This is a genomic window from Kitasatospora sp. NPDC059817 (genome assembly GCF_042731835.1).
GTDB lineage: Bacteria > Actinomycetota > Actinomycetes > Streptomycetales > Streptomycetaceae > Kitasatospora.
In genome coordinates this window covers 1-13,539 of record NZ_JBHWIR010000191.1, presented here as the reverse complement: position 1 = coordinate 13,539, position 13,539 = coordinate 1, and the positions used below count along the sequence as shown (strand labels likewise).

General features: G+C 71.3%; 12 protein-coding genes. 3 read left to right on the top strand and 9 right to left on the bottom strand.

The features are described 5' to 3' along the window. Positions 1–56: 56 nt before the first annotated feature. Positions 57–533 (bottom strand): GNAT family N-acetyltransferase, encoded by a 477-nt coding sequence (locus ACFV61_RS29575; protein WP_380494937.1) that lies wholly within the window; start codon positions 531–533, stop codon positions 57–59. 138 nt (positions 534–671) lie between these two features. On the opposite strand from ACFV61_RS29575, the gene ACFV61_RS29570 reads away from it, so the two are divergent. After that, complete coding sequence (locus tag ACFV61_RS29570; protein ID WP_380494935.1) at positions 672–1,412, top strand: ArsR/SmtB family transcription factor; 741 nt, start codon at positions 672–674, stop codon at positions 1,410–1,412. A gap of 214 nt (positions 1,413–1,626) precedes the next feature. Here the strand turns inward: ACFV61_RS29570 and ACFV61_RS29565 are convergent, their stop codons facing one another. From ACFV61_RS29565 to ACFV61_RS29545, 5 genes are all read right to left on the bottom strand, one after another. Continuing rightward, positions 1,627–2,634 (bottom strand): hypothetical protein, encoded by a 1,008-nt coding sequence (locus ACFV61_RS29565; RefSeq protein ID WP_380494933.1) that lies wholly within the window; start codon positions 2,632–2,634, stop codon positions 1,627–1,629. Positions 2,635–2,673: 39 nt separating this feature from the next. Continuing rightward, positions 2,674–3,540: a hypothetical protein gene (locus ACFV61_RS29560; RefSeq protein ID WP_380494931.1), complete on the bottom strand. Its 867-nt coding sequence runs from the start codon at positions 3,538–3,540 to the stop codon at positions 2,674–2,676. A 492-nt stretch (positions 3,541–4,032) separates the two neighbouring features. Next, positions 4,033–4,572: a GNAT family N-acetyltransferase gene (locus tag ACFV61_RS29555; RefSeq protein ID WP_380494929.1), complete on the bottom strand. Its 540-nt coding sequence runs from the start codon at positions 4,570–4,572 to the stop codon at positions 4,033–4,035. 1,050 nt (positions 4,573–5,622) lie between these two features. Further along, entirely contained in the window at positions 5,623–6,048 is a 426-nt protein-coding gene (locus ACFV61_RS29550) for a hypothetical protein (protein WP_380494927.1), read from the bottom strand. Continuing rightward, on the bottom strand, positions 6,045–6,356 hold the full coding sequence (locus ACFV61_RS29545; protein WP_063351853.1) for a hypothetical protein: 312 nt from the start codon (positions 6,354–6,356) through the stop codon (positions 6,045–6,047). Before ACFV61_RS29545 ends, ACFV61_RS29550 begins: the two co-directional genes overlap by 4 nt. A gap of 190 nt (positions 6,357–6,546) precedes the next feature. Between ACFV61_RS29545 and ACFV61_RS29540 the strand changes: the two genes are divergently transcribed. Then, entirely contained in the window at positions 6,547–6,840 is a 294-nt protein-coding gene (locus ACFV61_RS29540) for a hypothetical protein (RefSeq protein WP_380494925.1), read from the top strand. Positions 6,841–6,905: 65 nt separating this feature from the next. On the opposite strand, the gene ACFV61_RS29535 is transcribed toward ACFV61_RS29540, so the two are convergent. The 3 genes from ACFV61_RS29535 to ACFV61_RS29525 all read right to left on the bottom strand — a co-directional run bounded on the left by ACFV61_RS29535 (position 6,906) and on the right by ACFV61_RS29525 (position 10,027). Beyond that, positions 6,906–9,044, bottom strand: a complete 2,139-nt coding sequence (locus tag ACFV61_RS29535; protein WP_380494923.1) for a hypothetical protein — start codon at positions 9,042–9,044, stop codon at positions 6,906–6,908. 132 nt (positions 9,045–9,176) lie between these two features. After that, positions 9,177–9,797, bottom strand: a complete 621-nt coding sequence (locus tag ACFV61_RS29530) for a hypothetical protein (RefSeq protein ID WP_380494921.1) — start codon at positions 9,795–9,797, stop codon at positions 9,177–9,179. A 2-nt stretch (positions 9,798–9,799) separates the two neighbouring features. After that, entirely contained in the window at positions 9,800–10,027 is a 228-nt protein-coding gene (locus ACFV61_RS29525; protein WP_380377794.1) for a hypothetical protein, read from the bottom strand. A 283-nt stretch (positions 10,028–10,310) separates the two neighbouring features. Here ACFV61_RS29525 and ACFV61_RS29520 point away from each other — a divergent pair, with 283 nt between their 5' ends. Next, entirely contained in the window at positions 10,311–13,352 is a 3,042-nt protein-coding gene (locus ACFV61_RS29520; RefSeq protein WP_380494918.1) for a LodA/GoxA family CTQ-dependent oxidase, read from the top strand. Positions 13,353–13,539 lie beyond the last annotated feature (187 nt).

Here is a 13,539-nt window from a genome sequence, read left to right as displayed (position 1 = left end):
CTGCCGTCCTTGAGGATCGGGCAGAACACGGCATGCAGCACCGCGGTACTGCGGATTCAGGGGGCCGACGGCGGGTCGAGGTCCTTGGTCATGAATACCCTGCTGGTGCCCGGCGGATCGCACGGGACTTCGCCCAGGCGTCGCCAGCCGTGCTTCGCGTAGAAGCCGGGAGCCTGGAAGCTGATCGTGTACAGGACCGCCGTGCGGCAGCCGCGTGCGCGGGCTTCGCTTTCGGCCCGGCGCAGGATCTCACTGCCCAGGCCGCCATGGCGCAACTCGGCCGGCAGGAAGAACAGGTCGAGGAAGAACAGCCCGAGTGAGGTGCGACCGGTCAGGCCACCGATCACCTGGGAGGTCACGCGGTCACGCACCAGGACGGCCAGCGGGCGGCGGTCGTCGACGGCCGTCGAGTCGGTGTTGAACCGGTCCAGGGCGTCGGAGATGAGCGATACGTCGGTGGGCTTCGGGGCGTCGGTGACTGTGAGGCCGATGCCGGGCCGGAGGTTCGATGGCGTGCTGTCGGTGGCGGGCATGAGGCTCCCAGGGCGGTTGGCGGACGGTGTGCGGGCGCAGGGCACAGGGCGCGGGGCGCGGTGGCCTCGGCCGGTACGGGACGTTAGGGCGTGGACGCTTCGCCCGAGCCCGAAGCGAGATCGGCGACAATCGGGGACATGGACCATCAACGCGAGGGCCAGGACGTCGGCGTGGACCTGGCCGCCGTGGCCAGGCTGCTGGCCGACGGCACCAGGGCGGACTTCTGCCTGGCCCTGCTGGACGGCCGGGCCTGGACGGCCACGGAACTGGCCCGCCATGCCGGTGTCGCGGCCTCGTCCGCGACCGAGCACCTGAACGTGCTCGTACGTGGCGGACTCCTCGTCGAGGAACGCCACGGACGCCACCGTTACCTGCGGATGGCCGATCCGCGCGTGATGGCCCTGATCGAGAGCCTCGCCGCACTCGCGCCGCGCCACACCCCCAGGCCGCGTTCGCTGTCGGGCTCAGGGCGACAGCGGGCCCTGGCTCGCGCGCGGCTCTGCTACGACCACCTGGCCGGAGAACTGGGCCTGGCCGTCACCGACTCGATGGCCGGCCGCGGCCTGTTGGAGTGGGGAGCCGATCCGTCGCTCACCGCCGAAGGGGCGGCCTGGCTCCACGACCTGGGCATCGCACTGCCCGACGCCTCCCGCAGACCGCTGGTACGCGCCTGCCTGGACTGGACCGAACGGCGCCCGCACCTGGGAGGGGCCGTCGGCGCCGCCATCTGCGGGCACGCCCTGGCCGCCGGGTGGCTGACCCGGATCGGAACCACCCGCGCCCTCGCCCTCACGGATCTGGGCAGACACGAACTGCGCGACCACCTCGGACAGCCTGCGACCACCGAGCTGCCGCCCTGGGACCGCGAGGCGGATTAGCGGCCTTGGGATGAACGGTCCCGGTGCTGGTGGGACCGTGACGGTGGAAGGGCCGCACGGGTTGGGTGAGTTGTGACGCCTGCTCTCCGACCGCTCCGCACGACGCCCGGCCCGCCGCCGCCGCCGGACAAGCGCCGAACTCGTCCTCGCCCGCGACGCCGTTTGCTGCTCACCCACCGGTCGAACCGCCAACAGCCACGCCCCGACCCCGACTTCACCCAAGGCCGTTACTGCATGACTTCCCGGCACGGGTGCTCGAAGGAGAGCGGGCAGTAGTAGAGCTGCATGTGTAGCTCCGCCCGATCTGGATGCCGATGTCGCCGTCCGCGTCGCGGTCCTCGACCGGGTCCCAGCCGCTGCCGTCCAGAACGCCGGAAGCGATCGTCAGCAACGGCACCATGGCGGATTCGCAAGCGGTGCACCGGATCACCGACGGATCGCGGAAGCTCCACGGCCCCCAACCGCCGACCTTCCAGCCAGGGGCGACCGACAGTTCGTACTGGTAGTAGGCCCGGAATTCCTCGGCGTACCGGTACCTCGGATCGGTGCCGGTGAACTCCCGCTCGCACCAGTCCCCGATCCGGCCCGCGAGGTCGGCCTCCAGCTCCAGCGGCGCCGGGCACTCCGTCACCACCTCCGGGTGCAGCACGCACGGCTCGGGCACGTAGTTGCCGTAATTCTCCACGTCAGCCGGCAGCGGCGGATCGGTCAGCAGCGCGTCGACCTGCGCGGAGGAGCCCCACACCACCCTGGCCGCGGGCATCCACGACGGTTCGTGGTTCAGCGGACACCACAGCACCTGCAGCATGTCCGCGCCCTCAGGGCACGGCAGCGAGGGGATGTCGCGCGCGTAGAGCTGGGCCACCGGCAGCAGGGCGTTCGGGTTCCGGGTCCATGGATGTCCCGCGCGCGTCGCGTCCAGAGCAGCCCGCTCCTGGTCGGTGGGACTGCCGTCGGCCCAGCCCTTCTCATAGAGCTCCCGGCGCCGCCGGACGTCCGCCAGCGACACCGGCAGATCGCCCTCGTCCTCCTCCGGATGCGGGCCCTCGCACACCGGCCACGGCTCACCGGCCGGCCACAGCAACGGGCCCCCGACCGAACTGTCGTGGACGGTCGGCTCGCCCAACCGTGGGTGCAGGCGCGCCGTCTGCCGCGCCAACGGCACCAGTTCCGGGAAGGCCGCGGCGATATCCACCCGGCGCGGCGGTGTGACACGGACCATTGAGGCATCTCTTTCGGACGGCGGACAGGCATACGGACCTTAGCCGCCGCCACCGACAGAACAGCCGGTCGAGAACGATGCCGGGCATGAACTCGGCGGCCCCTCCGAAGGATCGGGATTTGCGTTCGGGTCAGGTGGAGCTGCGGGGCGGGGCTTCGTCGGCGCGCCGAGGGCGGTGATCACGGCGTTGGGCCGCGGTCGCCAACGCCGGTCATTGACACGTCGTTGGTCGAGCGCCCACAACACCGCCGATTCATCTGAGCCGGGCTCAGTGTGCCGGTAGCTGCGACCGCTCAGCGGAGAGTCAGCACCACCACGGCGCCTGGCTGCGGGCCGTCTGTTCCGAAGGAGGTGGTCAGCCGTGTCCTGGGCAGAGTCCTCGGGTGCTCCGATGGCCGTGAGAGCAGCGTTCACGCGCGCCGGCGCTTCCGGCGGCAACTCGTCGGCGGCGAGCAGCGGCAGCAGAAGCACGAGGCGGGCCGCGGTGTCGTGCACGCAGGGTGCGGTCAGGTCCGGCGTCTCGGCGGTGTACAGGATGTCGCGCCAGGACAGGCCCGGACCGTACCAGTCGCCGTCAAAACTGGACAGGCTCACTGTCCGGGGCCAAGCCGGTTGGGTCAGCAGGTAGTCGATCCCGAAGTCGCCGATGAGGTTCCGGTAGACGACGACGGCGCTGTGACCGCCTTGGAACGGGATGCGGAACGTCGGCCAGGCCTGGTCGTCCAGGAGGATTTCGGCCAGGACGTCGGTGTCGGCGCCGTCGTCGCCGAACCACTCGGGTGCTGGCTGGGTCTCACACGAGGTGTACCGGCACATGGCCAGCAGATGATTGGACCAGAATCCGGCGCGCTGAAGCAGCCCCTCACCTGCGACCAGCGGGCCGTAGTCGTATCCCTTGATCGGCACGGACCAGAGTGTCTCAGGCCCCACCGACACGTCTCCGCTGCCGGGCTGACGGAAGTGGCGGGACAGCCCCGAGGCCGGCGACAGGTTGATGGCGAAGGCCTCGACGGGCGCCGCGTCGTCGACGGCACTCCCGATCTGACTGTCAGACGGCAGGCGAGGCGTTGGGCACGGTCCCCTTCGATTGGACCGACTACGGCAATCCGCGCCCACGGCACCGAGCCCCCCAGGAGCGTCAGGGCACACACGTGACGCTCCACCGGTTCAACCGGCTTCGGCTTTGGCTCCGCCGAGGACGGCGCACCGGCCTGCATTAGCCTTTTTCTCACGGACGGGCCCACTCGACGCGAGACAGCGGGCACGGCGACGGGCGGCGGGACGGTCCGCAGCGACGGATGCGCCGAGGTGACGGACGGCATCCACGCGGGCAGGTCGCGGTTGCAGGCCTCCCTCCGCACAGGTGGGCGGGTGCTCCCCGGCGGTTGCGACGCAGGCTCAATCGGACGGCGTGGCCGGGGAGCGCATGCCGAGCCACTGCTCGGCGCCCCAGGCCTCGAACCGCTCCACCTCGGTGAACCCCAGCTTCGCCGCCAGACGCATCGAGCCCATGTTGGCGCTCTGGGTGGTGAGCACCACCGGCTCGCCGGGAAGCGCTTCGGCGAGCCAGCCGAGTGCCGCCGCGCAGGCCTCGGCGGCGTACCCGAGTCCCCACGCCCGCGGCAGGAACAGGTAGCCGAGATCGATCTTCCCCGCGGCAGCCGGACGGCGGTGCCCCGTCGCCCTCCTGAGCAGGATCTGGCCGATCATCGATCCGTCGAGCTCGACGACGAAACTCCCGGGCCACCGCTCGGGCGCCCCGGGCATCTCGCGCTCGAGCTCGTCACGCGGCCGGGGGCCACCGAGGTAGGCGTGCACCTCCGGCGAGGCGAGCAGCTCGATGAACGCCGCACGGTCCCGGACCTCGGACTCACGGAGCACGAGCCTCCCGGTCCTGACCGGCTCAGGCGGCCAAACCACAGCTCCCAGATCTTCCATTCGCGCACGCTAACAGGTGGTCAACCCAACCGGCCCAGCACCCCGGGACACAGCGCGCCAGGGCGGCGGGCACCGCCGGAACAGCTGGCGGCAGGCCGGCGAGTTCCTCGCCAGCGACCTCACCGAGTAGTCCCTCAGCATCGACAACCCCTTCGACGATGGATTTGAGCAACCGACGACACCTTCCATCCCTCTCCACCACGGTGGAAGAGACCTCTCCACCCGGGGCACACAACAGGACAACACTGCCTCGCCCCTGACTCGGTGAAGGAACGCTGTCACACGCGGGACGAGCAACCCCCGCCGTCGTTGAGGAGAGAGAGGCTTCAGGTGGACAAACGCAACCGAACCCTGCCCCTGGCCGGGACCGCCGGTGTCATCTCACCGGTCCTCCTGCTCCACGACCACACCCCTTGGTGGGCGATCCTGCTCCTTGCCGCACCTGCCGGGGCCTGGACCGTACTCAACGCCGTCTTCCCCCAGGCCTCACACGACCGGCTGGAATGGTGGCGCGACCGCCGTCGCCACCAGCGCCTGCGAACAGCCCAACGGGCCTGCGCCCTCGGAAACCCGGCGCCGAACGGAGCAGCAGCCGGACTGGCTTCGTCTCACAAGCCCCCTGCGGTGCCGGCACCGACATGCGGGACAGGAAATCTTCCTGTCCCGGAGCCCTGAACGGGGTTACACGGACGGGAACACACCGAAGAATTTCCGGTCCCGACGGAACCGAAGGAGTCGACAGGAACGGCGGGCCTCACGGAATCCGACAACACCGAACCCGCCGACGCTGTGCTCCCCCACGCCATCGACACGGACACGATCCACACCGGCCCCGGTCCGGACCGGAGCGCGGAGACAGGGAAGCCAGTGAGTGCGCACACGGCGAGGTGGCGTCGGTGCCGTCATCAGACCCAGCGTCGGCCTACGGCCTTCGCTCTCCTCAGCTGCGTACATTTGAACGCCCCCTGACCTGTGCCAGGGAACCTGGACCGCGTGTCACCGAAGGTGGGCCGACGGCGGTTTGCGCCAGTGGTGACGGACCACCGCAGATCAGTTGTTCTGTCGTAGGAGTGAGAGTCGCCGTTGGGCCTCGTCGCGAACCCCTGAATCTGCGTCCGACGTCAGCGTCTTGAGTTGCCGGATGAGCTCGGTCATGCCGTTGCCGGTCATCCAGCGCAGATCACAGTCAAGCTCTGCGCTGAGCTGGTCAGCGGTTCCCTGGTTGGTCGCGTTGGCTAGGGCGGCGAGCACGGCGCGTAGACCCGGTAGGTCCTCACGTACCAACAAGGCCACGGCTGTCTCCGAGGTCACTCCGGTGTCTTGAACATCGAGCAAAAGGCGGTGGAGGACTTCGGCGACGTCCTCGATATGAGGTACTACCGCCAGCCGACGCCCTGCAGCGGCCCCGACGCTCCATGAGGGAGAGTCCGCGGCAACGAGCGAATCAATCGGCTCTCGGTCCTGGAAACCTTTCATGCCACCAGCGTGCCAGGAGACGTCTCGACTGCGCAGGACTCTTCCTCGACCAAGCCGCAGGTGAAGGGGAACGCCTCCAAGAACTCCCGCCGACTGGGCTCGGGCTCCACTTCGGCCAGACTCCTGAGCACCACCAGGAACCGGTCGAGCTGTTCGGACGGCAGGCCCTTGAGCACCGAGGCCACGCTCTCCAGCATCCTCACCGCGGAGTCGGGATCCACTTCGTCGTCGTCGCAGCTGTCGAGGAACCAGACGCTGTCGACAACCATCCCGGCAAGGACAGGTACCAGCGGGTCTATGTCTGCCATGGGGAGAACCTAGCTCAGACTGGGCCGCGTCGGGGTCGACGACGTCAGCAGCAGATCTCCGAACACCCGGAGAACACACCGACGTGGTGGAACCGGGGAGCGTGTTGTCCGAGCCCTTCACCTTCGTTGTCGATCAGGCCGGGCCGAGGCCCTGCGCCGCGGTGAGCACGTGGTGTGTGCCGGTGGAGACATGGTCCTGGGCGCCGGTGAGATCGGTTTCCGAGAGGGGTCCGGGCGGTGGGCGGTCGACGAGGTCGGCAACCAGTCGACCGACTACTGCCCGGACGTCAGCTCGTGGCCGGCCGTCGCCGGCGCCCTGGACCAGGCCAGGGTCGTTCGCCCGTCCGGCTTCACGCACGAGATGGTATTTCGCCGCTGCCCGTCCTGCCGGCAACTCAACATCGTGCGCGAGGAGGACTTCGTCTGCGTCTTCTGCGACGAGGCCCTACCGAAGGGGTGGAACGCCGACCGGCCCGGACTCTAGACGAAGCGGCGCCTGAACACACGATGAGGGAAGGGGGCGCGAGGGCCGGGGGTGGCGAGGTGTCGTCAGTCGTCTTCCTGGTCGGGCGCGGGCTCGGTGAGTCCCTTGCGGCAGTGGCCGTGGCCGGGGTGCTTGTGGCAGTAGGAGTCCTTCTTCTCTCCCACGGTGATGGTGGCCTTGGCGGGTTCGCTGACGATCGGGTTCCCGTGCGGGTCGGTGGCCGCCGCGAACGCCACGTTGGTGATGTCGCAGCCCTTCTCGCCGCCGCCGCGGTTGTGGGCCGTCTTGCAGGCTTCGATGTCGGCCAGGGTGATCGTGTAGGTGCCGTGGCAGGTGGTGCCGGCCCCGGGCGTCAGCGTGGTCGCGGCGCAGCTGACGTCGGCGATGCGGTCGTCGTCGACCAGCACGCCGTGCAGGTCGGTGCTGCCGGTGTTGGTGACCGTGTAGGAGTACTCCACCGTGTCTCCGACGGCGAAGGGGCCGCGCGAGAGGACCCGCTTCTTCAGGGTGAGGTGCGGCGCCCCGATCGGCAGCGTCAGCTGGGTTTGCGGGGACGTGACCGGCTGGCCGTTCGCCGTGCCGGTGGCGGTGGCGGTGTTGGTGACGGAGCCGGCCGTGGCGTCGTTCTCGGTGATCGTGTACGTGCCGTGGCAGGTGGTGCGGTCGCCCGGGCTTTCCGCCGGGGCGAGCGTGGTCGAGGGGCAGGTGATGTTGGCGACGTGGTCGTCGGTCACGTGGAGGCCGGTCAGCTCGGTGCCCCCGGTGTTCTGGACGGTGTAGCGGAAGGTGACCGTCTGCCCGACCGTGTAGGGGCCGGGCGTCTGCGCCTGCTTCTCGATGGCGAGGCCGGGCGGCCGTTCGATCGGCACGCTCTGCGAGGACGGCGGCGAGGAGACCGGCTGGCCGCCCGAGGTGCCGGTCGCGGTGGCCGTGTTGTCGATGGAACCGTGGGTCACGTCGGCGGTGGTGACGGTGTAGGTGGCGGTGCAGGTGACCGTATGGCCGCTCGCGAGCGTCGTCGTGGGGCACGAGACCGGGCCGACCTTCGGGTCGTTGACGGCGAGGCCGGTGATGTCCGTGGCGCCGGAGTTGGTGACCACGAAGTCGTACGGCACCCGTGTCCCGGCCACCAGGTCACCGGGTAGCGGCTGCCGGACCTGCTTGACGAGGTTCAACTGCGGCAGCGGCTGGTTGCTGCTCACCACCACGTTGCGGATGAGGTGCACGTCGGTGAACAGGCCGGTGGAGGCCGCGAACCCGAACTTGTAGGTGGCGGGCACCGGTTGCGGGGCGGGCGTGCTGAGCACCTGGTGGGAGCCGGTGCCGTCGTTGAAGTCGACCGACACGGTGAGCACCGGGGCAGGCGTCGGGGTGAGCTCGACATGGACCCGGCGGCGCGAGGGTTCGAGCGCGGTCTCGGCCTGGGCGGGGGTGGCCCCCGGGGGCAGCGCGGTGAGCGGCCCTTGCAGGGTGCCCGGGAGCGTCGACGGCCAGGGTGCGGTGGTGCTGAAGTTGCTGGTGGTGGCGGTCAGGAAGCAGTAGCCCTCGATCCCGTCGCCCGGGCCGCGCACCGTGACCATGTTGGCCCCGGGACCGGGGACGCGGAACGCCGTCCCGGCGGGCGAGCGGGTGGGGCAGCCGTTGCCGCGGTGCTCCCAGTCGCCGAAGTAGTTCCCGAGGACATCGAGCCCCACGCCCAGGTAGCCGCGGTCCACACCGGGCAGGAAGGTGGCGGTGGGATCGTCGTCGGGAAGCTTCTGCGCGTACCCGAGGCTGCCGCCGAAGGCGCCGGGGTGGGCCAGCGCACCGTCGCCGTTCACCAGGAAGAACGAGATGCCGTCAGCGGGGTTGGCCGGGGTCGTGCTCCCGTACTGCCACTGGTCGAAGGTGACATCGAGGCCCTGGTTGGCGGGCAGCGCGTTGTTGTAGAGGACCGCGCCGGCCTGGTCGTTGGACGCGTCCGTCAGCCGCAGATAGCCGTGCGGCTCGCCGTCGGGGGGCGGCACCGGGCCCACGCCGCCCGGGCAGCCGCCCAGCGGATGGTCCCCGGGGCCGGGCGCGGCGGCAGCCGGCGCGCCGGTCAGACAGGCCGACCCCACGCCGGTGAACTCCGGGGCGGTGGCCTGGGTGAACGTCTCGCTGACCAGGGGCGAGCCGCCGGCCCGAGGCTGCGCCTGGGTGCCGGTGTCCAGGCACAGGGGCATTGCGGCGCCCACCATCAGGGCCAGGGCCCCTGCGGCGAGCCGGGCCGTCCGGACGCGCCGCGGGCGCTGCCCGGGAGGCGCTGAGTGCTGTTCATGTGTCATGTCCCCACATATAGCAGTCACTCTGAGTATTCATAGTGAAGACAGGCTGTTATGAAATTGCCCTTCGGTGACTCCGCTGACTGCCGCGGGGGCGCTCGCGCGGGCGACAGGGCCCGATCCGGCCGCGCGGGGACTTGAAGCATCAGCGGTGCATTCCTCACTGCCATGAGGAGACCCGGGCCAGGACGGAGACATCCCAGGCTTCGAGAGTGTCCTCGAACTGGTGGTCTCGGCGGGCGCTTTGGTGGTGTGCACGATCCGGTCGCAGACTCGGCATACGGCGGAACCGCTCTGCTGCCACCAGCGGCAGGTGGAGCGGACGGCGCACGGGGGAAGCGGAGCGTCCGGGTCGTCCGCGCCCACCTCGTACGCGGCATGGGCCACCGCGTCGCCGAGCGAGCAGCGGGACCCTTCCCACTGGCCGCAGGCCGCTTCGACGCAGGGCCCGGCGAAGCGGAACCGTGCCTCGGGCGGGCGCAGACCGGGGGCGGAGGCCCGGGCCGTGAACTCGGCGTCCACCGTCAGCGGCGGGCGCAGTGCGGCGACGGTGCCGTCCTGCCGGACGATGCCGAGCAGCAGGTGGCCCGGGGCGCACAGGCTGCTCGGGCAGGTCGCCCCGGCTCGGGCCGGGCCGGCCTCGGTCTCGGTCACTACTACTCCTGCTCCATCTGCAACCCGATCGGCCCCGGCCGCTTCAGCAGCGCGTCCACCGCGTCGCCGGCAGAACCGGCCCCGCCGAGCGGCACCTCGCGCAGCGGCGGCGCGAGGTCGAGCTCGGCGACCTGGTCGAGGACGAGCCTTCGCACCGTGTCCCCGATCCGCTGCAGCACGTCCCCCTCCAGGTCGCCCTGGACGGTGACACTGAATCCTCTTCCGGTCATGGACCTTCCTTTCCTCGGGGCAGTCGGCCGGGCCGACCGGGCCACTGACGGCGCCGGTCACCGAAGACGCTGCCAGGGGGACCCCGGGGCGGGCGAGCGCTGCTGGCCGGTTGGAGTGAGGCGGCGCGCAGCGGGCCCGCCGCCTGGTCGTTTCGGGCGTACGTCGGCGCGCAGCCCCTCGAAGGTCTGTGCACGATTGACCGGGGTCCGGAAGCCGCGCGACGTCGACCGAGGTGCTCCACCGGCCTGGACCCCTCCACCAGCGCACCGACGGGAGCACAACATGACCGGGACCCCCGAGCCCTTCGACGACACCGCGGGGCTGCCGCCCCTGCCCGGCTGCGCCGAGGACGCGGCCGGCGCACTGAAGCAGATGTTCGTGGACCTGACCCAGGGCGTGCGGATGGCCCGCGGCCAGGACCCCGTCAAGCGGCCGGTGTTCCTCAAGCCGCACGGTGTGGCCCGCGGCACGCTCACCGTCACCGACGACCTGCCGTCGGACCTGCGCGTCGGGTTCCTGGAGAGCGCCCGCACCCAGGCCGGCGGCCTGCCCGCCTGGGTGCGGTTCTCCAGCGACACCGTGCCCGGCGCTCCCGACCTGAAGACCACCCTCGGCGTCGGCATCAAGCTGTTCGGCGTGCCCGGCCCGAAGCTGCTGGAGGGTTACGCCGAGGCCGGCACCCAGGACCTGCTGCTGCAGAACTTCGACGTCTTCTTCGTCGACACCGCCCAGGACATGTGCGAGTTCACCAAGGCCGGTGTCATCGACGGAAGTTACGACAAGTACCTGGAAGCCCATCCGGTCACCGCCGGGATCCTCGACGCGATGGCCACGTTCGAGCAGAGCGTGCTGACCGCCACCTACTGGGGCGTCCTGCCCTACGCCTTCGGACCGGACCGCTTCGTCAAGTACAAGCTGGTGCCCGCCGGTTGCGAGCCGGCCGACCCGGCGGCGACACCGCCCGACGAGGACCCCACCTACCTCGGCGCCGACCTGGTCCACCGGCTCAAGGCCGGTCCGGCGGCCTTCGACCTGATGCTCCAGTTCCGCACCGACGACGAGAAGATGCCGCTGGACCAGGCGACGGTGCGGTGGGAGGAGTCCGAGAGCGCCCCGGTGAAGGTGGCCCGGCTGACCTTCCAGCAGCAGGACGTCACGGCCCGCGGCCAGGCCGCGTACGGCGAGAACCTCTCCCTCAACCCGTGGCACGCTCTCGCCGAGCACACCCCGGTGGGCAGCATCGCCGAGGTGCGCAGGACGGTGTACCTGGCCTCGGCCGAACAGCGCCGCGACGTGAACGGCGTCCCGACGGCCGAGCCCGGCCCCGCCCGCCCGCAGATCACCCCGCCGGCGGCCCGCGACACCCGGATCGTCCGGGCCGCCGTGCACCCGGCCATCGGCGTGGCCCGGGTCGGCGACAGCACGATGGACGACTTCGTCCTCGGCCCCGAGGTCGACGATCCGGCCCCGCTGCCGGTCGGGAGCTACAAGGACGTCACCGGCGCCCTGAAGCGCCAGGGCGTCCGGTTCCGGGTGTACGGCTACAACGCCGCCGGCGAGCCGGTCGCCGAACTGACCGCCGACAACGCCGACCTGCGCTGGACCGTACACGTCGCCAACGCGAAGGCGGCCTGGTACCAGTTCCAGATCGCCCTCGACATCCCGGAGGCGAACCAGGCCGACGACAGCAACCTGCGCAACCCCAAGATCCAGGCCGACCAGCGCACGGACCTCCTGGTCATCGACCCCGGCCCCCGTTCGGTGCGCGGCCGCAACCGCTCCGACAAACCCGAGTACCGCTTCGACACCGGCACCTTCATGGGCAAACCGGTCTACCTCGGGGAACTGCGCACCGACGACGGCGGCCGGCTGGTCTTCCTCGGCGGCCACGGCGTCTCGGCCTCCTCCACCGGCACCCCCGCCGACACCTTCGCCAACAACGACGGCTGGTACGACGACACCTCCGACGGCCCGGTCACCGCCGAGGTGAGCATCGACGGACGGCCGATCCCGGTCGAGCCGGCCTGGGTGGTGACCGCGCCCCCCAACTACGCGCCCGAACTCGCCTCGGTGCGCACGATGTACGACCTGGTGCGCGACTCCTTCTTCAGCGCCGGGCAGCTCCCCGAACCGCAGCAGGTCTCGTTCACCCGCGACGTGCTGCCCGTGCTGCGCCGGCTGTCCGGCCTGCAGTGGGTCAACAAGGGCCTGTCCACCCAGTTCGGCTTCGGCGGGCGCGAGTACCTCCTCGACCCCGCCCGGGTCGCCGCGCTGGCCGACCCCTCGCCCGTCCAGCGGGAGCTGCGCCGGCAGATCTGGCTCTCCGTCCGCGACTACAACCGCGACGGCATGTCGCCGGTGCCCTGGCCTGCGGTCTACGGCGATGCGATGAACCTGCCGCCCCAGTCCGTGCGCCAGCACATGACGCTCTCCGCGCTGCAGTACCGCCTCCTGCAGCGGTGGGCCCGCGGGGACTTCGCCGACGACTACGACCCGACGGCCGCGCCGCCCGCCGCCCTCGACGACGTCCCGTTCGCCGAACAGCCCGGGACCCTCGACCGGGCGGCCCTGTCGTTCTGCCTCGCCGACGCCTTCCACCCCGGCTGCGAGCTGACCTGGCCGATGCGCCACATCACCCTGTACAGCAGCCCGTTCCGGGTGCGGCACCGCGACCCGCTGGCGCCTGCCCCGCCCGACTACGGCCAGACGCTGACGCCGGAGCTCGCGCTCTCCCTCGACGGCCCGCTGCACGCCCAGGGCCCGGGCGGCCTGACCCGGTGGATGGCGGTGCCGTGGCAGACCGACACGGCGAGCTGCCGGTCGGGCTACGAGTACAGCGTCTCGCTCGGCTTCGGCCCGTACGACCCGTACCTGCCGACCTTCTGGCCGGCCCGGGTGCCCAACCACGTGCTCGCCGAGGAGGACTACGAGGTGGTGATGGACACCACCCGCCCGATCGCCGACCGCCTGGCCGCGTTCCAGAACCGGCGGACCTGGCTCCGCTGGCTGCCCCGCGACTACATGGCCGCCATCAACGCGATGGTGCAGGACTTCGGCAAGCTCGGGGTGGTCGAGCGCCGGGTCGGCCCCACCGACGACCCCCGGCTGCCGGCGGAGGTCCTGGTGGAGTCCGAGGTGAGCTTCCCGGCCGAGCCCGCCCCGCCGGCCGGGCGCAACCTGATGACCGTGCACGTGGACCGCGGCGCCGACCCGGCTCTGGGCGCGGCCGCGCGGGCCACCGCGGCCACCATGGCGGACGCCCCCGACGAGGAGGTCTCGGTCGGGTTCATCGACAAGGTCAAGCGCCTGCGGCCCAACCGGTGACCCCTCACCCGCCGGTTCGCGTGCGCCCGTCCGGTCCGGTCGACGCCGTGGTCGCGGGCGGCGGACCGGCGGGGGCCCGGGGGGCGCCGCCCCCCCCGCCCGGCGCGCCCCCCCCCCCCCCCCCGGGGGGGCGCGGGGGGCGGCCCCCGCCGGCCGCGGCCGGGCCCCCCCCCGGCAGCCCCCCCCC